Raw genomic sequence first — 20736 nt, forward strand, 5'->3', positions numbered from 1 at the left:
AAAGGAAAAGGCCATGCCAGAATTAACTGAGATGGCCCTTAATTAAAATTCTTGATCCGATTTACTTCGGATCAAGAATTTTAGCTATTCGATCTAGCAAGTCCTCCAGATGAATTGAGCTTGCTCTATCAGTAAATTTGCCTTTGTTGCTTTTAATCTCTTGTTGAAGGGTTTTCAATTCCGATTTCACTACTGGACGAATATCTGATTGTGCAACATTCACCTGTCGTGCTTGGAATGAATTCGAGTCAGTAGTCATCAATGATTCAAGTTTTTCAACAAATGCTCGCTGTAAGTTTCTACGGTAAGTATCTATTTGAGAACCCGATTTAAGTTCTGAAAACAAGCCAGTTCTCATATCACCAAATAGTTGATATATAGTATAAGTGTTTCTTCCCTTAAAGGCTTCAGCTTCTATTAATCTTTGGGCTCTAGTTGGGTCTAAGACTGAATTAAGGAAAGAAGATTGAGTTCCACTGATACGATTAACGGCCCCATAACTTTCTAGCCTGCGCAGCAATTCTTCATCTAATAACCAATCTGGTGTACTGAAAGCATATTTCTGCATCCATGCCATGGCTTCCTTTTGGTATGCTTCAGGAACTACATTATAAACAGCCCCTGATTGATCGGCTGATTTTAAATCTTCAGTAATACCGCCTATTACCGTAGTAACATGCCCTGTAAATCGTCTCCATTGGCCGATAATCTCATTATAAATTTCGTTGGTTTCGGTATAATCTTCACCAGCAGTGGTTGTCCAAGTCAATAAGTTAGGTACTACCTTTTTAAGGTTTTCCATTCCGTACATACTAGCTTTCACTGCATTGTCGCCCAAGTCTTCTGTTTGAGCTTCTGGGTTACTTCCATTGCTGCTGCCAAAACGATACATTTTGTCATTGGCTTTTTCCATAATCCATTGGTCTAATATGCTAGACTCGGCTTCGGGTGTTTTGGCAGAAGGAATTACTCTGTAGCCCCAGTTGATAGAATACTTATCATATGGGCCAATTTTACGAATAAAGCGCGTTACGCCATCACCAGGCTGTGCAATGTAGTTTACTCTAGCGTAATCCATTATTGTTGGTGCTACACCGTATTTTTCGGTAAACTCAGGGTCTCGCAGTTTTTCAACAGGGTAGGCCGAACTTGCTTTCATATTATGAGGCAAACCTAAAGCGTGACCAATTTCATGCGCTATTACCGCTCTCATCATTTCACCAATTTCATCTTCAGGCACATCAAGACTTCGGGCCAAAGGATTGGCAGCCCCCGTTTGAATCATATACCAGTTTCTGTATGATCTTAAATGGTTGTGAAACCAAACAATATCACTTTCAATGATTTCACCTGTTCTAGGGTCGGCTGTGCTTGGCCCAACCGCATTTCTTGTCATGCTGGCCACATAGCGTACTGTTGAATAACGTGCATCTTCTGGAGACCAATTTGGATCTTCTTCTTTGCTTGGAGCTTCTTTAGCAATAATGGCGTTTTTAAAACCAGCGGCTTCAAAAGCCACTTGCCAATCTTCAATTCCGAGTTTAAACCATTTTACGAATCTTTCTGGAGTAGCAGGGTCTAAATAATAAACAATTGGTTTTACGGGCTCAACCAATTCGCCTCTAGCATATGCAGCTGGATCCTTTGGCTCTAATCTCCACCTTTTCAAAAAGGTTTGTTGGTCACCTTTTAATTTTAGTGAGCTGTAATTGATATTACTTTGCGTAAACCAGCCAACACGTTCATCAGCTAATCTCGGCATCATTTTATTTTCAGGTAGCTTAATCATCGACTGACTAACCTCCACTGTCATTAACCCTATTTCTGAATCAGAAGGAGGTCTGCCAGCATCATATGTCATTACTTGACGTACTTCCACATTGATTGGGAAACTTTTTACAGAGGATAAATAACTCTTTTCGGTATCTAGCCTACGCACCTGAAATTGTGAACGCATGCTATTACTGATGGCACTAATTGCTTTTGTGTCCTGAGTAAAGAATTTACTTACATCCACTAAGTAAGCCTCCTTATCATCGGGTTGTCCTTCAATTTTAAAAGAACCAATAATAGGAGCCAGGTTATTATCTGCTACCGATTTGGATATAGCATCTGTAGTATCGGCAACATTATTAAATGAAATAGACCTTAGTAGAATATTATCATTTACTTTCTCCCATTTTACCACTTGCTCGCTCATTTTCCAGCCGCTACCAATAAAGCCACCGAAATTTTCAGGTACAGCTACTACTCGTGTTACCCAAAGCATGTCTTTTCCTAATTCAGATTTAGGAATTTCAAACATGACTTTATCGTCTTTCTGATAAAGCTTGAATAGGCCTTCATCTTCGTTTAATCCTTTGACAAGGTCTGAATACCCTTTTTCTTTTGTTTCTGGTTTTACTTCTGGAACCGACTGCTCTGTGGTTGTAGTGTTCCTATTTCTTTGGGCATTGAGTTCCGTAGGCAATACCCCAATTGTAGCGAAAGACAACGCTAAGATTGCTGTGTTTCTTAATTTCAATTTCATATTAATGTGGTTAAATGAATTTTTGACCAATTAGTAAATGAACACTGAAAGAGATAATTGTGGAACTTTTATTTAACACAAAGGGTAAATGGTTATGTTAGTGGTTGCAGATAATATTCAAATGAACAGATACTGGGAATTAGCAAGAGAGTCTTATAGCGGGTATGCGAATTATATTTGGAACGAAATCACCTTTCAATACGATTATAAGCCACTTTGGCAAAATTATTTTTGGGGATTGATTCTTCTTTCAGTGTTCTTTTTTATATGGGAATGGGTGAGGCCTTGGAGAAAAGAACAGCCAAAGTTTAGAAAAGATTTTTGGCTCGATGCTTTTTATATGTTCTTCAATTTTTTCCTTTTTTCGCTCATCGTTTTTAATGCTCTTTCTGATGTATTTGTAAATTTATTCAACGACTTTTTAGGCATTTTTGGGCTTACCAATGTAGTGGCACTAAAGATTGAAACCTGGCCTAAAATTGCTCAACTGTTTATGCTTTTCATCATTCGTGATTTTATTCAATGGTGGGTGCATAGACTTTTACATACTTCACCAAGGCTTTGGGAATTCCATAAAGTACATCATTCGGTAGAGCAAATGGGTTTTGCTGCCCATTTACGATACCATTGGATGGAAACGATTGTATACCGCACCATTGAATACTTGCCATTGGCCATGATTGGTTTTGGTATCGATGATTTCTTCTTCGTTCATATGTTTACATTGGCAGTGGGGCATTGGAACCACGCTAATATTAATGTGAGGCTAGGTTTTTTAAAATACATCTTTAATAACCCCAACATGCACATGTGGCATCATGCACACGATTTGCCAAAAGAAAGGAGAACAGGGGTTAACTTTGGGCTGACTTTAAGTTTATGGGACTACATTTTTGGTACTGCCTATATTCCTCATAGTGGACAAAATATCAAGCTCGGTTTTCCAGGGGTACAGAAATTTCCTAAAGGCTTTTGGAGGCAAGTTTCTTACGGTTTCAATAAAAGGAATAATTCTGAAAACAAGTGACTGTTTCATATTGAAACAGTCTCAGTATAGCTCTAAAAGAGTTTTTTCGATTTTTTTCACCTGTTTTAGATCAATTTTTCAATTTTTTGGTTTATCATGGCAGACAGAACGACATGAACAAACAAATAATCAGAAACGCCCAAAACGAGATTTTCTACGAAGCTAACCTCGATCAAGAGAACGGTTGGATCTATATCAACTGGATTGGAGACATTGAGCTAGAGGATGTCAAAAAAGGAACTCAAGCTTTCTTGGACCTGCTCTCCATTTCTGGCTGTAGAAAACTGTTGAATGATAATAGCTTACTCACCAGTAATTTTCTGGAAATTAATGAGTGGATAGAGACGAATGTTGTACCTGTGGCGGTTCAATCTGGCTTGCGTTATATGGCTCATGTACTATCTCCTAAATTTATTACACGTTTTTCAGGTATCGATTTAGGTTTACGTATGAAACCAGTAGAATTTCAGGCCTTTAAAGAAAGAAGGAAAGCTGAAAAGTGGCTTAATTCTAAAGATTGAATAGTATTTCTTTTTGATAAATTTCAAATCAAACTTCACATATGAGATCACACGAAATAGATTATGAATTGCATGGCGATGACATGCAGATGGTAGAAATAGAGCTTGATCCTCAAGAAACGGTTATTGCAGAAGCAGGAGCCATGAATTGGATGGAAGAAGACATTGATTTTCAGGCTAAAATGGGTGATGGTTCTGAACCAGATAATGGTATTTTCGGAAAATTATTAAGCGTAGGAAAACGGGTGCTTACTGGAGAATCCATTTTTATGACCCATTTCACCAATATGGGTTATACAAAACGTAAAGTAACTTTTGCCGCTCCATACCCTGGTAAAATCATTCCGATTGATTTAAACGAAATAGGTCAAAGCATTATCTGTCAGAAAGATGCATTTTTATGTGCTGCTATGGGAACGAACGTTTCTATTGCCTTTAACAGAAAACTAGGTGCTGGTTTTTTTGGTGGCGAAGGCTTTATTCTTCAGAAACTCCAAGGTGATGGAATGGCTTTTATGCATGCTGGCGGTACGGTAGTAAAAAGGCAATTAAATGGTGAAACCTTACGTGTTGATACGGGCTGTATTGTAGCATTTTCTCCTGGTATTGATTATGACATTCAGCGTGCAGGTAATTTAAAATCTATGTTCTTTGGTGGAGAAGGCTTGTTTTTGGCCACTTTAAGAGGTACTGGAACGGTTTATTTACAAAGTTTACCATTCTCTAGGTTGGCCGATAGAATTATTCAACACGCGCCAAGAGCAGGCGGTTCTTCCAAAGGAGAGGGCTCTATTTTGGGAGGATTGGGAAGAATTATTGACGGAGATTAATATCGATCAAAAAAGGCATTAAATGGAGGTTTCCACTTAATGCCTTTTTACTTTTTGTTATCTGTTGCTATTAACTAATAATCAAAATAGGGATGCTTACTTTGTGACGCACCACATCTAAAGTGGTTCCGAAAACCAAATCTTTAAGGCCTTTGTGGCCATGAGCACCCATTACAAGCATATCGATTTTACTCTCCTGCACAATTTTAACAATCTCTGTTGGAGCGCTACCAAAGCCGATTTTTTGCTCTGTTTTATAACCAAGCTCTTCCAACATTTCCTGATATTGTTTTAGATTATCAATATCCAGCTGGGTTTCGTTGTCTAAGGTATTCTTACCTAAATAACGCGCTGCCGCACTTTCCACTACGTGTATAAAAATATAAGTAGCCGATTTACCTCCTTGCTTTAAAGCGTTTTGAATTACTAGTTGGTCATTCCCAGAGAAATCAATGGTGATTCCTATGTGCTTGTATTCTATCATTTTTCCTTCAGAAAAATCTTCGGCTTTTCCGTGAGGCAAATGATTGGTTTCTGTTTGTTCATTCTGCTCATTCTTTTTGAGGAATGGATAAATAAATACATATACTAACAGGGCAAGGCATGCCACAGCAATTGGAATAACAATGGTGTAGATATATACCTTATTGTCGCCTGAGTTTACTGCCCAAGAGGTTATTTCATCAATAACTAGAGTAATGTTTAGGTAAACAATGATAGCGGCAATTAACCATGCAAGTCCTTTTACCCATGGTTTGATGGCAAATTCACCCATCATTTTTTTATCTGAATTAAAATGAATTAGAGGAATTACAGCAAAACCTAGCTGTAAACTCAAAACTACCTGACTAAGGATTAAAAGACTACCTAGGGCTTCTTCTCCAAAATAGATTATAGTAAATAGGGCGGGAGCAATGGCCAGTAAACGCGTGATTAATCGCCTGAGCCAAGGCTGAATTCTTAAGTTTAAATGACCTTCCATTACAATTTGACCAGCAAGCGTACCCGTTATTGTAGAGCTTTGACCTGCGGCAATTAATGCTATAGCGAAGAAGGTTGGCGCAACATTGCCAAAGAGGTTTTCTAGTAGTAAAGAAGCGTCTTGTATTTCGGCCACATTATAAAAGCCGTTGGTATAGAAGGCTGCTGCGGCCAACACTAGAATGGCAGCGTTTACAAAGAATGCCATGTTTAAGGCAATGGCAGTGTCTATAAAATTGTACTTAATGGCCTTTTTTAAACCTTGAAAGGAACGGTCTATTTTACGGGTTTGCACTAATGATGAATGCAAATAGAGATTATGTGGCATAACCGTAGCCCCGATAATTCCTATGGCCAAGTACAATGCGTTTCCACCAAGATCTGAAGGAACAAAACCTTTCACTACATCACCATAAACAGGTGCTACAATAACCATTTGTATGATAAAGGAGACCCCTATGATGAAAACTAATGAAATGATAAACACCTCCATTACTCGCATTCCTCTTTTGAGTAGGAAAAGGAGTAGAAAAGTGTCTAGTGCAGTAATACTTACTCCCCAAATCAAAGGCAAGTCGAATAGTAAGCTTAAACCAATCGCCATACCGACAATTTCAGCTAGATCACAAGCGGCAATAGCGATTTCAGCTAGAATATAAAGTGGAATGTTAGCCCATTTTGGATAAGCATTTTTTGAAGCTTGTGCCAAATCTAATCCTTTCACAATTCCCAATCGGGCACTAAGCGACTGAAGCAACAGAGCCATGATATTGGACATGAGTAATACCCAAATCAGCTTGTAGCCAAATTCAGAACCACCGGCAATATCGGTTGCCCAGTTTCCTGGGTCCATGTAACCTACGCTTACTAAATAGGCTGGGCCTAGAAATGCCAAAACCTTTCTCCAACCTTTTTTGTCGGTACGTACCGAAGAGTGGACTTCGCTTAACGATTCTGAGTTCATATATTGGTCAAGTATATTCTAATTTTTTAATATCTCAAGCATTTGTTGAGCATCTAAATATTGAAAGTAGCGGGCTTTAGCCTCGAAACTCTCATCTAACAAAACCATTGCAGGCAAAGAAAAGGGTTTTCCTTTTCTGCTGGCCATCATTAGAGGGATTTCATGAACAGACTTCCGCTTATTGATATTTTTATTCTTGAATTCGGTATTGCCAAACACAATAGTTTCCTCCGATTCAATATCCATTTTCACTACGTAATAGTCGTTCTGCAAAGTCTCAACTACCGATTCATCCTCAAAAGCAACGCGCTCCATTTTATGACAATAGGTACACCAATCTGCATAAAAAAAGACGAATACTTTTTTAGGCTTCACTTGAAGAGAATCTTCTAACTGCTCAAAATTAAGCCAATTCACCTGACTTGCCCTTTGTGCAAACAGCCCATTATGTGTGATGCTGGTTGTGCCGAAGCAAATCAAGAATATGATGAATATGTTGAGAGCCTTCTTTACCATTCTCACCTAATTGGATTTTACTTTTAGTCCGAAGAATAAGGTACGAGGTAAGCTTGGTCCATAAACGTAATTGCTATCACGGTTTTTACCAAAGTCGAAATCACTTTGATAGGCATCGAATACGTTTTTGATTCCCCCAAAAAACTCGATACCTGTTTTGATTTTAGGCAAGTCTACCATATGCCCAAGCCTTATTCCTAACTCTGTAAAAGTAGGAGAGGTGAAGTATTTGTCTTCATTGTTTCCTGTTGCTGCACCACCAAAATGAATCAATTCCATAGTGCCTGTATAAACTAGGTTTCCGCTTAACGACCAATTTTTGACGGGTGTATAAGTAAGTGTAGCATAGCCATAATGGTTTGGAGTTCTTAAAAATTCTCGCTTTTCAGGCAAGCCTTGAATGTTTTCAACGGGCGAAGAAAATAAGCTCGACTGGAAAGTATACCCAGCATCCACTTCAAAAACATAATCGAAATTTGCCCTAGCTTCTAGAGTAATTCCGCGTACGGTGGCGCCATCACCATTCCGTTTTTCGAAACGTTCACCAAATGTGTCTGTTCCTAATGGGGCAAGGAAAAATGCGTCATTTAAATTGGTGTAAAAACCTTCAAGAGTGAAACCCGCAATAAAATGTTCGGTAGCTTTATCGTAATTGAAAGAAGCGGTTAGGCTATTTGATCGTTCTTCTTTCAGATTATCGACCAATGAAATTCTTGAAATTCCGCCACCAGCAAATGCGATATGGAGGTCGGCATCAAAGGCCTGAGGTGCTCTAAAGCCGGTTCCCCAACCCAACCTAATTTGGGCAGTAGGCTGTAATTTATACAGCAGCGATAGTCTTGGACTAAAGATGGCTTTGTTCAGCATATTGTGCTTGTCGAGCCTAAATCCTGAAAGGAAATTCAACTTTGGAGTCACGTCCCAGTCATGCTGAACAAAGGCGCCAATGTTTCTGGTGGTTTGATTTACGAGGTAATTATAAGCCTCAATTTCATCATAGACCTTGTCATAAACATATTCGGCACCAAAAGTTAAAATTGCGTTTCCACCCAAGAATTCATCGAATCTATTATTCATTTGAAAGCCTCCTTGATGAGTGACTACATCCGAAACTCCATAAGGCGGGTTGGCTAGAAACTCATTTAATTCTTCCTCATCATCAGGAATGATGCCCGTGTAATGTTGCCGATCAGTTTTCTGACCACCATAGTAAACGATGAAAGAGTTTTTATTGTCGTTGAAGTTGATCTGATAATCGAGGCTGCCCATAAAAACATTATGCGTGCGCTCTTCAGATTGTTGAGCCAAATGTGCAGGCTTATTTACCATTTCTCCACCATAGCGAAATTCATTAATGCTGCTTAGGCTTATGGAAAGCTTTTGATCTTCAGTAGGTAAATAGAAAAGATTTGTGCCGAAGGAAGTATTTTTCAATTCAGGTGCTTCCGAAAAATTGTCATCATTGGCATCAAATGCCTGCCTGGTTCTGTTATTCACAAAGAATGTTGCTCCAGCGTTTTCATCTTCATTAATTAAAGTGGCGTTTCCGGAAAGAATATTGTCGGCAGCTAGGCCATCAATACTTTGAAAGGTATTGGTCAGGGTATATTCATTTCGATCTGGAATTTTGGTAATCACGTTTACTGTGCCGCCAATCGCACTTGAGCCATATAGGGCCGAAACACCGCCTCGCACCACCTCAATCCGTTCTATCATATTGGCCGGAATCTGTTCCATTCCATAAAGGCCAGTTAATGGACTAAATATTGGGCGACCGTTGATGAGGATTTGAGAATAGCCGCCTTGTAAACCATTCATTCTGAGTTGAGTATAGTTGCAGGTTTGGCAATCGGTTTCGATACGCAGTCCTGGTTGAAAGCGCAATCCTTCCGATAAATTTGTCGCAACAACCCTGTCCAATTCCTTACTGTCCATTAAGTTTACAATTACAGGCGTATTGATTTTCCTTTTGGCGGTTCTAGTACCCGTTACTACTACTTCGTTAAGATTTAATTTACTTTCTGTTAAGAATACCTCAATTGTCAGTGTTTTTCCCTCAGTGATTTCAATGGCTTGGTTAAAGTTTTCATAGCCAACAGAACTAACAGTTAAAGTGTATTGGCCATTTGGTACTTTTTCCAATTTGAATTTACCGCGCGCATCTGTACTTGTGCCAATATTGGAATCTCCTAGGATTACGGTGGCGTATGGAAGCACGTCATATTGATCGCGAACAGTACCAGAGATCGTTCCTGTTTGCGCAAAAGAAGTTGATTGTAAGCAAATTCCTAAAAGCGTAATCAGTATATAATGCTTCATAAAATGGAGGTGCTAGAGTAATCGATTATATTAATTCGATATGCAAAACTAATATGTTAGAGTCTTCTAACAAATATTATCTAAACAAATTTTATACTTTTGCTTTCACAGAGACGAAAAGACATGGCTTCACAAACTGAGGAAAATTATTTAAAGGCATTATACTCGCTATCTGTTGGGAAAATTGAGGTCAATATTTCCGAATTAAGCGCTGCCCTTAACGTGAGTAATCCCACCGTAAACAGCATGGTGAAAAACCTTAAAACTAAGGGCTTGGTGAAGTATGAAAAGTACAAGCCACTTTCGCTAACTGAAAAGGGGAGAAAGGCTGCTGCGTTAATCGTTCGTAAGCACAGACTTACCGAAATGTTTTTGGTAGAGAAAATGGGCTTTGGTTGGGAAGAAGTACATGAGATTGCTGAGCAACTAGAGCATGTTAACTCGTCCAAACTGTTCGATCGAATGGATGAACTAATGGATTTTCCTTTGGTAGATCCGCATGGTTCGCCAATACCCGATAGGAATGGTAATATATCCGAATCGGCTTATGAACCACTGAGTAAATTTAGTGTAGGTCGAAAAGTTAAACTTGCAGCCCTTGGTCATTCTTCTACTGAATTTTTAAAATATCTGAACAGCCGTGAACTTAGTTTAGGCACGGAGATAGAAATCAAATCTATTGAGCCTTATGACGGAAGCATGGTTTTGAGCTATCAAAACCATGCCTCTGAAACCTTTACAAAAGCCGTTTGCGAAAGTTTATTAGTAGAAAGAGTGGGCTAAACCCTACTCCTTGACTTCATTTTTTGTTACGTAATAGTTTCGATCTACTTCTACTGTTTGAATAGCGCTATCGAACTTTTTAGTCTGTGCTTTTGTGGATGGCTTTACTCTTACCTTTTTGCCATTGACTATAATATCAAGTGGCATATCAAACCCGCTAACACCATTCTTCCATTGGTATCTAAGCTGGCTTCCTTCGATACTATATTCAAACTCAGGAATTTTAGTATCTCTTAAATATTGGTCAAAGACTTTCGACAAGTCTGTTCCTGCCTCTTTAGAGATGTAACTTTCAATTTGCGCTGTGGTTACGGTTTGGTGGTAGAATTCTTTATTCAAGCCTCTTAATATGCCTCTCCATTTTTCATCATTGTCAATAATGGTTCTGATGTTGTGGAGCATATTGGCGCCTTTGTAGTACATATCGCTAGAACCAGAGGCATTCACATTATATGGACCAATTATCGGTTTATCGTTCGCTATGTTTTTACGAATTCCAACTACATATTCTTGGCTCGCTTCCTTTCCAAAATGATAATCAACATATATGTTTTCTGAATAGGAGGTAAAGCTCTCGTGAATCCACATGTCGGCTATGTCTTTATAGGTTATATTGTTGGCAAACCATTCGTGACCAGACTCATGAATAATTATAAAGTCAAATTTCAATCCCCAACCACTTCCGCTTACATCACGCCCTAAATATCCATTTGCGTATTTATTGCCGTAGGTTACCGAACTTTGGTGTTCCATACCCAAATAAGGCACTTCTACCAGTTTGTAGCTGTCTTCATAAAAAGGGTAAGGACCAAACCAGTGCTCAAAGGCTTCTAACATCAGTGAAGCTTGTTTAAACTGTTCTTTGGCCTTGTCTAGGTTTTCGCGCAGCACATAGTAATCACAATCCAATGGGCCATTTTCTCCATTGTAAACTTCAGAAAAGTGAACATAGTCGCCAATGTTCATATTCACTCCGTAGTTGTTAATGGGGTTATTCACAAACCAATTATAGGTTTTGGTTTTGTCTGCATTTTGATCTACCGACCTTAATCTACCATTTGAAACATTCATTAAATGTTCTGGCACGGTAATACTGATTAGCATGCTGTCTACTTCATCGTACATATGGTCTTTATTTGGCCACCACAGGCTAGCTCCATCGCCTTGACAACTCGTAGCGATAAAATCTAAACCATTACTATCCTTCTTCCATGTTACACCACCGCTCCAAGGTGGGTTTTTACTGACTACAGGGTTACCTTCAAATTCGATTAAAATCTCGTTTACGCTATTTTTAGTTTGCTTTCCAACAAGTTCTATGAAATAAGCATTGCCCTCTTGTTCTACCTTAAGTGGTTTTCCTGCTTGGGTTACTTTTGTGATTCGCATAGGAGATTGCAAGTCGATTTGCATGCGCTGGGCGGGTTTCAATACCTTGTATTGTACCAAGTTTGTACCTTTCAAAAACTTATTGTCAATATCGGTTTTAATAGAAAGATGATAATAGGTCAAATCCCACCATTCTCTTTCGGGTGTTATGCTTCCGCGAAGGGTATCTTGTCTGGTGAAGTTTTGAGCATTCAGCGATACGCAAAGCACAAGACTGAAAATTAGAAAAGTAAATCTCATGGGTTCAATTTTGTCTCAATTTAAGAATTATTGGGCTTATTTTTCAATTCAACTAAAGTGTAAAAATGGAATTAAGTAATTGTCAATTATTCTACCCAATTTGGAACGGGTCCTCACATGTTTCATGTTAATGAGGAAATTTATTAAGCCCTAACTGCTGATCTTACTATGCTTACTTCTTTCGAAACTAAAATTCATGAATGCTTCAGTGCTAAGCAGTTTTCCAAAATCACTTTTTTCAATGAATACCGAGAGTTCTATTCTGTAGATGCATTAATAAAAAGTATAGGTCAGAGCGAAACAGGAGAAACTATTATTCTAAGTACTGGCGATGAAATTCCATTAGACAAAGTGATTAGCATTAACGGATGCTACGCTGAAAATTATAAGCATATTGAGGATTTTACTTGCGACTGTTAGCGCTATGTAACATAGGTTACATAGCCAATTCATTTCTTTTAACTTTGGTTATCTTTGTATGGTAATCGAGTAATTTAACACTCGACAAACTAGCATTCAGTGATTAGAAGATTATTTCCCATTCTTAGTTGGCTTCCAAATTATCAGAAAGAAAATCTGAATGGTGATGTTTTCGCTGGATTAGCGGTTGGTGTAATGTTAATTCCTCAAGGCATGGCTTACGCTATGATTGCAGGTTTACCACCAGTGTATGGTTTATATACTGCTATTTTCCCTCAACTGATTTATGCCATTATGGGTACTTCACGCCAATTGGCAGTTGGGCCCGTAGCGATGGATTCTTTATTGGTAGCTTCAGGTATTTCTATTTTAGCCACAGAGGGTACAGAAACCTATTTAGCCTTCGCCATTCTTCTTGCCTTTTTTGTAGGGGCATTACAGTTTCTATTAGGGGTTCTAAAAATGGGTTTTATCACCAATTTACTCTCCAAACCAGTAATCAGCGGCTTTACCTCTGCAGTGGCTTTCATCATCGCACTTAACCAGCTGAAAGATTTAATAGGAGTGGAGTTGGTAAAGAGCAATCGCAGCCATGAAATTCTGATTTCGGCAATTAAGAATATTGGGAGTACACACACTTTGACCTTAATTATTGGGATTTTAGGCATCATTTTAATTAAGGCAATTAAAAGTTGGAACAAGAAGTTGCCAGGTGCTTTTCTGGCTTTAGTCCTTGGAATTGCAGCCGTTTACGGTTTGGGCTTACATAACCAAGGAGTAAGTATTGTAGAAAATATACCCTCTGGTTTACCTCAATTTATAATTCCTGACATTACATTAACACATTTCAAAACACTGGTGCCTTTGGCGGGTACATTAGCTGTTATTTCATTTATTGAAGCTTATTCTGTGGGAAAAGCCATGGAGTCGAAAGCGAAAAGCTATAAGATCGTTCCAAACCAAGAACTGATTGCCTTAGGAGCTTCCAATATGTTCGGTTCATTCTTTCAAGCCTTCCCTGCAACAGCAGGCTTTTCTCGATCAGCTGTGAATTACGAATCTGGTGCTAAAACACCGTTGGCAGGGATTATCAGTGCGGTAATTGTAACACTCACATTGCTATTCCTAACTCCTCTATTTTACTATTTACCCAAGGCCATTCTTGCTTCTATTATTATGATTGCGGTGGTCAATTTGATAGAATTTGCTTACCTGAAATACCTTTGGCGAACAAGTAAAATGGAGTTTGCGCTAATGCTAATCACCTTTTTGGTCACTTTCAGTTTTGGTATGGTAGAAGGTATTGTTACGGGAGTGGCTTTGTCAATTTTGTTATTGCTTTTTAAAGCCGCCAACCCGCATATGGCTGTTTTAGGTAGAATAAAGGGCTTTACAGAATACCGAAATGAAAAAAGATTTAAAGATTTAGAATCATGGGAACACCTGCTTATCATCAGAATTGATGCCCCCTTTGCTTTTGTAAATATTCAAACCATTAAAGAATGGATTTTGAATGAAATACAAAAAAGAGAAGGAAAGCTAAAAAAGGTAATTATAGATGCAGGCCCTGTATCATACATTGATGCCACTGGCATTGATGGCATTCGTGACTTGATTGATACTTTGAAGAAGAAAGAAATAGAGTTGATTTTTTCCGAAGTAATTGGCCCAGTGCGCGATGCCTTCCACAGAAATCACTTGTTCAGTGAGAAGGCTTCTGAAATTTTCTTTATGACTACCGATGAAGCTGTTACATATTGTATATCAGAGGATTTTAAAAATCAGCACGCAAATTTAGCTGTGCAAGCGAACGAAAAATCATAGTAATTGTTAAAAATATAGTACTGATTAAGTACCAGAAAAAGAAAATATAAAGAGATGAAAATAGATCAAATTTACACAGGATGTTTGGCTCAAGGAGCCTACTATATTGAAAGCAATGGAGAAGTGGCAATTATTGATCCGCTTCGTGAAACTCAGCCTTATATTGACAAGGCGACAAAAGATGGAGCAAAAATTAAATATATTTTCGAAACGCATTTCCATGCCGATTTCGTTTCTGGCCATTTAGATTTGGCCAATAAAACAGGAGCTACCATTATTTATGGACCGAATGCAAAAACTAGTTTTGATATCCATGAGGCCACAGATGGGGAGGTTTTCGAATTGGGAAATGTGAAATTCAAAGTGCTTCATACCCCAGGCCATACCCAAGAAAGCTCAAGTTATTTATTGATTGATGAGAATGGAAAAGAGGTAGCGCTATTCAGTGGCGATACTCTTTTTATTGGTGATGTAGGTAGGCCTGACTTGGCGGTTAAATCTGATTTAACCCAAGAAGATTTAGCCAGCATGTTGTTCGATAGCCTTCGAAATAAAATCATGACTTTACCTGACGATGTAATTGTTTATCCAGCACACGGTGCAGGTTCAGCTTGTGGTAAAAACATGAGTAAAGAGACATCGGATACATTGGGGAATCAAAAGAAAATGAACTACGCACTTCGCGCGAATATGACACGTGAAGAGTTTATTAAGGAAGTTACCACAGGTATTTTACCTCCACCTCAATATTTCCAGAAAAATGCAATGTTGAATAAAACTGGAGTTTCTGGATTAGACGAAATCCTTGAAAAAGGAAGTGTTCCTTTAGATGTAGATACTTTTGAAGCCATTGCTAATCATCAGGAAGCATTAATTTTAGACACTAGAAATCAAGTTGATTTCAAAGATGGATTTATTCCTAATTCTATCTTCATTGGTATAGATGGAAGTTTTGCCCCTTGGGTAGGCGCTCTAATTACCGACTTAAAACAATCTATCATTTTCTTGGCCGATGAGGGCAGGGAAGAAGAAGTGGTAACTCGTTTATCAAGGGTAGGTTATGATAATACATTAGGTTATTTAAAAGGCGGAATTGAGGCTTGGAGAAATGCAGGAAAAGAGATTGACACGATTGAATCTATTCCGGCTACCCAATTGGCAGAGGAGTTTAAGTCTGGTAATTTGAATGTACTTGATGTTAGAAAACCAACAGAGTATTCTGCTGAACATATTGAAGGTGCTGAAAACGTAGCTCTTGATTACATTAATGAGAATATGGATAAAATCAGCAAAGACAAAACCTATCACATTCATTGTGCGGGAGGTTATCGCTCTATGATTTTCTCTTCAATCCTTAAATCTAGAGGTTTTGATAAAGTGATTGATGTGGCAGGTGGTTTTAAGGCCATAAGCGAAACCGATTTACCAATTACAAATTTCGTTTGCCCTACAACGCTTAAATAACTAAATAAAGTTTAAAACAGTATTCTTCCGGCTACTTTTGATCTCTACTGGATCAAGGGTAGCTGGTTTTCTTTTTTACTCACGTCTAGATTTCTTATGAATAATATTATTGAGATTGTTAGCTCTCCTTGGCCATGGTGGATTGCAGGTCCGGCTATTGCATTATTAATGTTTGCATTGATTTATTTCGGAAACAGCTTTGGTTTTTCTGCAAACTTCAGAACCATCTGTTCCATGTTTGGCGCAGGCAAGTCATGCGATTTCTTCGATTTCGATTGGAAAAAACAAACCTGGAACTTGGTGTTTGCCATAGGAGCTATTTTGGGCGGTTTCATTGCAAGCCAATATCTGTCTTCCGGTGATGCTATTGCGCTTTCAGAGAAAACCATAACTGAACTTCAAGGCTACGGATTAGAAAACCCAGGTGCCGACATTGTGCCAATGTCCATCTTTAGTTTCGAATCTCTGTTCACACTGAAAGGATTGATATTTATTGTTTTGGGTGGCTTTTGTGTTGGCTTCGGAACACGCTATGCGGGCGGCTGCACCTCAGGACATGCCATTTCAGGTTTGAGCGATTTACAGCTTGCTTCTCTAATCGCTGTCATTGGTTTCTTCATCGGTGGTCTCTCCATTACCTACTTTGTTCTTCCTTTAATATTACCTGCTTAAATTACTGATAATGAAATACTTTAAATATTTAATATTAGGGACTGTATTCGGTATTGTACTTACCAAGGCTGAATTAATTTCATGGTTCAGGATTTATGAAATGTTTCGTTTTCAGTCTTTTCACATGTATGGAGTTATAGGCTCTGCTGTAGTTTTAGGGGTGATAATCACTCAAATCATAAAGCGGACAAACATGAAAGATGCTAAGGGCGAACCTATTATCATAGCACCAAAGAAGCTCTCTGTTTGGCGCTACTTACTTGGCGGAATCATCTTTGGTTTTGGTTGGGCGCTAACCGGAGCCTGCCCGGGTCCAATGTTTATTTTGGCTGGTAATGGTGTGTTTGTTATTTTCGTGGCCATCGCATCGGGGCTTTTGGGCACTTTTGTTTACGGAAAAATAAGACATAAACTACCACATTAGAAACTATGAAACGAACTCGTTCTTTATTTTTGATTTGCTTTTTTAACCTTCAATTTATTACTGCTTTTGCTCAAGAAGGAGAAAAGGAACGTGGTTTTTGGTCTGGAGCTGTTACCACTCGTTATATGCAAACCTCTAATAAAGGAACGCTTGAAGACTTCTCTATTTTGGCTTCGTATGGCAAAGTTGGCTATCATATTAAACTGCGCGACTGGCTTAAATTTGGGGTTTCCGGAAATGGATTGATTCATTATGGTACAGGCGGAATTGACAAAAGGGATCAAACAACCGGTTCAGGGCCAATTTATGAGGCCAACCTTTGGAACAGTAGGCTGATGTCTGGTTCAGCAGAATTTAGTTTACCTGAACTTTATCTCGATTTTAAGTTTGATAGTCATTTGATTAGAGTGGGAAGGTTTATCGAAGACTCACCAACCATAAATGGCGAGGGCTGGCCATTTCCAAATGCACTAAAAGGGCTTTGGTATAAATATCAACCCCTAGTAGGTTTTAACGCAGAAGCCGCATTCATTGACAGAATTGCATCTCGATTTTCAGGAGATTTTGAGAATATTGGTAATACCATAGGGGCTGGAGGTCTTGGTGTAGGAACAGATGGCAGCGGTAGTCAATACTGGGCAGCTACTAATTCCAATTTTGTAGCCATCACAAAATTAGGCTACCGATTCTCGGGTGGTCTAGATTTAGCATTTTGGAATTATTACACCGACAATATTTCGAACACAATTTTTACTGAAGCTAAATTTGATGTAGGAGAGGATAAGGATTGGCATATTGCTGGTCAGTTTATTTATCAAACCAAAATAGGAGATGGAGGTAATAATTCTGGTATTCTTCAGTACAAGCAAGATGAATCTGCGAGTGGTTTTGGGTTTATGGTAAAGAAGGACATTTCAAAAAGCGCTTTGTCTTTAGCCTTTACAAGAATTGCAGATGGAAGTCGACTACTTTTGCCTAGAGAATGGGGAAAAGAGCCTTTCTATACTTTCCAAAGAAGAACTAGAGTGGAAGGGATTAGTGATGTTACAGCCGTAGTTGTGAAATGGGAAAGTAGTTTAGATAAAGAAAACCATAAGCTCAATATGTTTTCAAGTTTAGGCTACCACAGTTTGCCAAATCCAGCAGATGCTTCTAAAAATAAATATCAAGTACCATCTACTGCTCATTTAGATGGTTCAATCAAGTATAGTCCTAAAAATAAGTTGCGTGGTTTTTCCGCAGAACTCTATGTAGCCGGACGATTTTTAGCCGGAGAAACGGTTTCAAATTCCGCTTATCTAATTAATCGTGCCGATTTCTTTCATTCTGACTTGATTTTGAGTTACATTTTCTAAAATTGGAAAATGAACCTTATTGAAGGAATAAAAGCGATTAGTCAAATACTGAAACTGATACTGTCGGTTTTAGTAGTTCTAATTGCTTTTGTTTTGATGCTTCAATTTAATCCAGAAGCATTTCACTCAAAAAAAGTAGACCCCGCCAATTGGAAGCCCCGCTCAGTACTTACTGACTTAGAAGGTGAAAGTCAGGCTTCATTGATTAGGTTTGGTCACGAATTGATCACGAAAACGCCACAGTATATTGGGCCACTGTCCGCTGACGAAAAAAAACGTTTAGCAGGTAATAATCTCACCTGTCAGAATTGTCATTTAGAGGCTGGCACCAAACCTGGCGCTGGCTCTTTTGTTGGGGTTTTTAATCGTTTCCCTCAGTTTAGAGGAAGAGAAAACCAAATAGGCTCACTCGAGGAACGTATTAACGGTTGTATGCAACGTAGCATGAACGGTGATTCGTTACCTGAAACCAGCTTAGAAATGAAAGCCATGATTGCTTATATCAAGTGGTTGAGTGAAGATGTGCCTGAAGAAAAAGTTGATATCTATAAAGGCTTTGTTAAGGTCGAATTACCTAACGTAAAGGCTGATCTGTTAACGGGTAAATCTATTTATGAAAAAAACTGCGTAACCTGTCATGGTGCCGATGGTCAAGGAGTGAGACTTAATGAAAACAGCCTTTATCAATACCCGCCACTTTGGGGCAATGATACCTTTAATGATGGTGCTGGAATGCACCGAGTAATTACCGCAGCAGAATTTATAAAGGGCAACATGCCATATTTACAAGCCACTTGGGACAACCCTGTTTTATCCGATGAAGAGGCTTATCATGTAGCGGCATATATCAACAGTTTCGACCGACCAGAGAAGGCGAATAAAGAGCTCGATTTTCCTGATAAAAAGCTTAAACCTGTTTCCACACCTTACGGCCCATGGACAGACACTTTTTCTGCTGAGCAGCATAAATATGGCCCATTTCAACCCATTATGGCTTATTACGAAAAAGAGTTCGGTATAAAGAAATCGAAATAATAGATTGATTCTTCAGACTACAATGAGTTTGAGTTTTGTGTATAGTCGAAATCTGTATAGCTTTAGGAAACAACCTTGAACCATGAAGAAATTCCTGACACTTGCCTTTCTGGCCTTTGCCATCTTATCTGCACACGCTCAAGCTAATAGTACTCACATTCTGTCTATGAAAGATAGGGCCGAAACTATTGATCGCTTATTGGAAGATAAAATTCAGAATTACCTCCCAGGCATCATGAGAAGAGAGGGAGTGGACATGTGGGTGGTGATGTCTCGTGAATACAACGAAGATCCCGTAATCAAGACTTTATTGCCAGCAACTTGGCTAGCGGCCAGAAGAAGAACAATTCTAATCATGTTCGATCGTGGTGAAAAGGAAGGAATTGAATCGATTGCCGTAGCCCGTTACGATGTGGGTCCTAGTTTTAAAAGTGCTTGGAATCCTGAAGAACAACCCGACCAATGGGCAAGAGTGGCTGAAATTATTCGTGAAAGAAACCCAAAGAAAATTGCTGTCAATAAATCCAAATATTTCGGAATTACCGATGGGGTAGTGGCCACCGATTTAGAAGAATTTACGGCAGCTCTAAATAAGAAGGATCAAGCAAAAATCATTTCGGCAGAAAAAGTGGCTATTGGTTGGTTAGAAACCAGAACAGAGGCGGAAATGGCAATTTATCCGCATATCGTACGGATTTCACACATGATTATTCAAGAAGCCTTTTCCGACAAAGTAATTACTCCTGGAGTAACAACTACTGAAGATGTAGTGTGGTGGATGCGCGATAAAGTGGTTGAGCTAGGGCTTCAAACATGGTTTCACCCCACAGTTGATGTTCAAAGGGCCGATCCAGAAAGCTTTGATCATTTACGCACTTTTACAAAACGACCAGAGAAGAATGTTATACTTCCGGGCGACCTTTTGCACTGCGATTTCGGGATTACTTATTTAAGGCTCAACACTGACCAGCAACAACATGCTTATGTTTTACGTCCGAGTGAAACAGAAGTGCCTTCATTTTTGCAAGCAGCATTTAAAAATGGAAATCGCCTTCAAGATATTTTCACCAATAATTTTGAAGAAGGAAGAACGGGCAACGAAGTACTAAAAATGTCTCGCGAACAAGCCATTGCTGAAGGTATAAAACCTTCAATTTATACCCACCCAATTGGATATCATGGCCACGCATCAGGTACTACCTTGGGTATGTGGGATTCGCAAGGAGGCGTACCAGTTACAGGAGATTACCCTTTGCACCTTAATACAGCCTATTCCATTGAGTTGAATGCTGCTACGTATATTCAAGAGTGGAAAAAAGAAATTCGAATAATGTTGGAAGAAGAGGCCTTTTTCGATAAATCGGGTGTTTGGTACATTGATGGTCGTCAGAATGAAATAATGACCATTCCAAGGCTACCAGCAAGATCTAAATAAGTCTTAA

The 20736-nt window shown here is 38.9% G+C and carries 17 protein-coding genes; 12 read left to right on the forward strand and 5 right to left on the reverse strand.

All coding sequences use genetic code 11. The features are described from left to right. Positions 1-61: 61 nt before the first annotated feature. Positions 62-2530, reverse strand: coding sequence for a zinc-dependent metalloprotease (locus tag MB14_RS12545; protein ID WP_084376066.1), 2469 nt, complete (start codon positions 2528-2530; stop codon positions 62-64). Between the two features lie 121 nt (positions 2531-2651). On the opposite strand from MB14_RS12545, the gene MB14_RS12550 reads away from it, so the two are divergent. The 3 genes from MB14_RS12550 to MB14_RS12560 all read left to right on the forward strand — a co-directional run bounded on the left by MB14_RS12550 (position 2652) and on the right by MB14_RS12560 (position 4908). After that, the gene (locus MB14_RS12550; protein ID WP_062592748.1) at positions 2652-3557 is read left to right on the forward strand and encodes a sterol desaturase family protein; all 906 of its coding nucleotides are present in this window, start codon (positions 2652-2654) and stop codon (positions 3555-3557) included. Positions 3558-3670: 113 nt separating this feature from the next. Continuing rightward, positions 3671-4078, forward strand: a complete 408-nt coding sequence (locus MB14_RS12555; protein ID WP_062592081.1) for a hypothetical protein — start codon at positions 3671-3673, stop codon at positions 4076-4078. Between the two features lie 41 nt (positions 4079-4119). Then, a complete protein-coding gene (locus MB14_RS12560) occupies positions 4120-4908 on the forward strand; it encodes a TIGR00266 family protein (protein ID WP_062592083.1) in 789 nt (262 codons plus the stop codon). Between the two features lie 70 nt (positions 4909-4978). On the opposite strand, the gene MB14_RS12565 is transcribed toward MB14_RS12560, so the two are convergent. From MB14_RS12565 to MB14_RS12575, 3 genes are read right to left on the reverse strand one after another with little or no spacing between them, the layout of a single operon-like run. Beyond that, a complete protein-coding gene (locus MB14_RS12565; protein ID WP_062592085.1) occupies positions 4979-6853 on the reverse strand; it encodes an Nramp family divalent metal transporter in 1875 nt (624 codons plus the stop codon). Between the two features lie 18 nt (positions 6854-6871). Further along, positions 6872-7369: a thioredoxin family protein gene (locus MB14_RS12570; RefSeq protein ID WP_062592087.1), complete on the reverse strand. Its 498-nt coding sequence runs from the start codon at positions 7367-7369 to the stop codon at positions 6872-6874. Between the two features lie 6 nt (positions 7370-7375). Next, positions 7376-9688: a TonB-dependent receptor gene (locus MB14_RS12575; RefSeq protein ID WP_062592089.1), complete on the reverse strand. Its 2313-nt coding sequence runs from the start codon at positions 9686-9688 to the stop codon at positions 7376-7378. A gap of 99 nt (positions 9689-9787) precedes the next feature. Between MB14_RS12575 and MB14_RS12580 the strand changes: the two genes are divergently transcribed. After that, positions 9788-10471, forward strand: coding sequence for a metal-dependent transcriptional regulator (locus tag MB14_RS12580; RefSeq protein ID WP_246032577.1), 684 nt, complete (start codon positions 9788-9790; stop codon positions 10469-10471). Between the two features lie 3 nt (positions 10472-10474). On the opposite strand, the gene MB14_RS12585 is transcribed toward MB14_RS12580, so the two are convergent. Then, positions 10475-12100, reverse strand: a complete 1626-nt coding sequence (locus MB14_RS12585) for a M1 family metallopeptidase (protein ID WP_062592093.1) — start codon at positions 12098-12100, stop codon at positions 10475-10477. 168 nt (positions 12101-12268) lie between these two features. On the opposite strand from MB14_RS12585, the gene MB14_RS12590 reads away from it, so the two are divergent. From MB14_RS12590 to MB14_RS12625, 8 genes are all read left to right on the forward strand, one after another. Further along, positions 12269-12520: a hypothetical protein gene (locus MB14_RS12590; RefSeq protein ID WP_062592094.1), complete on the forward strand. Its 252-nt coding sequence runs from the start codon at positions 12269-12271 to the stop codon at positions 12518-12520. Between the two features lie 99 nt (positions 12521-12619). Then, positions 12620-14344, forward strand: a complete 1725-nt coding sequence (locus MB14_RS12595; RefSeq protein WP_062592097.1) for a SulP family inorganic anion transporter — start codon at positions 12620-12622, stop codon at positions 14342-14344. A gap of 54 nt (positions 14345-14398) precedes the next feature. Beyond that, positions 14399-15808: an MBL fold metallo-hydrolase gene (locus tag MB14_RS12600; RefSeq protein ID WP_062592098.1), complete on the forward strand. Its 1410-nt coding sequence runs from the start codon at positions 14399-14401 to the stop codon at positions 15806-15808. 96 nt (positions 15809-15904) lie between these two features. Then, a complete protein-coding gene (locus MB14_RS12605; RefSeq protein WP_062592100.1) occupies positions 15905-16480 on the forward strand; it encodes a YeeE/YedE family protein in 576 nt (191 codons plus the stop codon). Between the two features lie 10 nt (positions 16481-16490). Continuing rightward, positions 16491-16904, forward strand: coding sequence for a YeeE/YedE family protein (locus tag MB14_RS12610; RefSeq protein WP_062592102.1), 414 nt, complete (start codon positions 16491-16493; stop codon positions 16902-16904). A gap of 5 nt (positions 16905-16909) precedes the next feature. Continuing rightward, entirely contained in the window at positions 16910-18259 is a 1350-nt protein-coding gene (locus tag MB14_RS12615; RefSeq protein WP_062592103.1) for a hypothetical protein, read from the forward strand. 9 nt (positions 18260-18268) lie between these two features. Next, a complete protein-coding gene (locus MB14_RS12620) occupies positions 18269-19294 on the forward strand; it encodes a c-type cytochrome (RefSeq protein WP_062592105.1) in 1026 nt (341 codons plus the stop codon). Between the two features lie 82 nt (positions 19295-19376). After that, on the forward strand, positions 19377-20729 hold the full coding sequence (locus tag MB14_RS12625; protein WP_062592107.1) for a M24 family metallopeptidase: 1353 nt from the start codon (positions 19377-19379) through the stop codon (positions 20727-20729). Positions 20730-20736 lie beyond the last annotated feature (7 nt).

It is taken from the genome of Roseivirga ehrenbergii (assembly GCF_001593005.1).
GTDB classification, from domain to species: domain Bacteria; phylum Bacteroidota; class Bacteroidia; order Cytophagales; family Cyclobacteriaceae; genus Roseivirga; species Roseivirga ehrenbergii.

What these genes read in the sequence shown, in the direction of transcription:
- MB14_RS12545 (WP_084376066.1), bottom strand. Translation starts at nt 2,530, where the DNA reads ATGAAATTGAAATTAAGAAACACAGCAATCTTAGCGTTGTCTTTCGCT.
- MB14_RS12550 (WP_062592748.1), top strand. Translation starts at nt 2,652, where the DNA reads ATGAACAGATACTGGGAATTAGCAAGAGAGTCTTATAGCGGGTATGCG.
- MB14_RS12555 (WP_062592081.1), top strand. Translation starts at nt 3,671, where the DNA reads ATGAACAAACAAATAATCAGAAACGCCCAAAACGAGATTTTCTACGAA.
- MB14_RS12560 (WP_062592083.1), top strand. Translation starts at nt 4,120, where the DNA reads ATGAGATCACACGAAATAGATTATGAATTGCATGGCGATGACATGCAG.
- MB14_RS12565 (WP_062592085.1), bottom strand. Translation starts at nt 6,853, where the DNA reads ATGAACTCAGAATCGTTAAGCGAAGTCCACTCTTCGGTACGTACCGAC.
- MB14_RS12570 (WP_062592087.1), bottom strand. Translation starts at nt 7,369, where the DNA reads ATGGTAAAGAAGGCTCTCAACATATTCATCATATTCTTGATTTGCTTC.
- MB14_RS12575 (WP_062592089.1), bottom strand. Translation starts at nt 9,688, where the DNA reads ATGAAGCATTATATACTGATTACGCTTTTAGGAATTTGCTTACAATCA.
- MB14_RS12585 (WP_062592093.1), bottom strand. Translation starts at nt 12,100, where the DNA reads ATGAGATTTACTTTTCTAATTTTCAGTCTTGTGCTTTGCGTATCGCTG.
- MB14_RS12590 (WP_062592094.1), top strand. Translation starts at nt 12,269, where the DNA reads ATGCTTACTTCTTTCGAAACTAAAATTCATGAATGCTTCAGTGCTAAG.
- MB14_RS12600 (WP_062592098.1), top strand. Translation starts at nt 14,399, where the DNA reads ATGAAAATAGATCAAATTTACACAGGATGTTTGGCTCAAGGAGCCTAC.
- MB14_RS12605 (WP_062592100.1), top strand. Translation starts at nt 15,905, where the DNA reads ATGAATAATATTATTGAGATTGTTAGCTCTCCTTGGCCATGGTGGATT.
- MB14_RS12610 (WP_062592102.1), top strand. Translation starts at nt 16,491, where the DNA reads ATGAAATACTTTAAATATTTAATATTAGGGACTGTATTCGGTATTGTA.
- MB14_RS12615 (WP_062592103.1), top strand. Translation starts at nt 16,910, where the DNA reads ATGAAACGAACTCGTTCTTTATTTTTGATTTGCTTTTTTAACCTTCAA.
- MB14_RS12620 (WP_062592105.1), top strand. Translation starts at nt 18,269, where the DNA reads ATGAACCTTATTGAAGGAATAAAAGCGATTAGTCAAATACTGAAACTG.
- MB14_RS12625 (WP_062592107.1), top strand. Translation starts at nt 19,377, where the DNA reads ATGAAGAAATTCCTGACACTTGCCTTTCTGGCCTTTGCCATCTTATCT.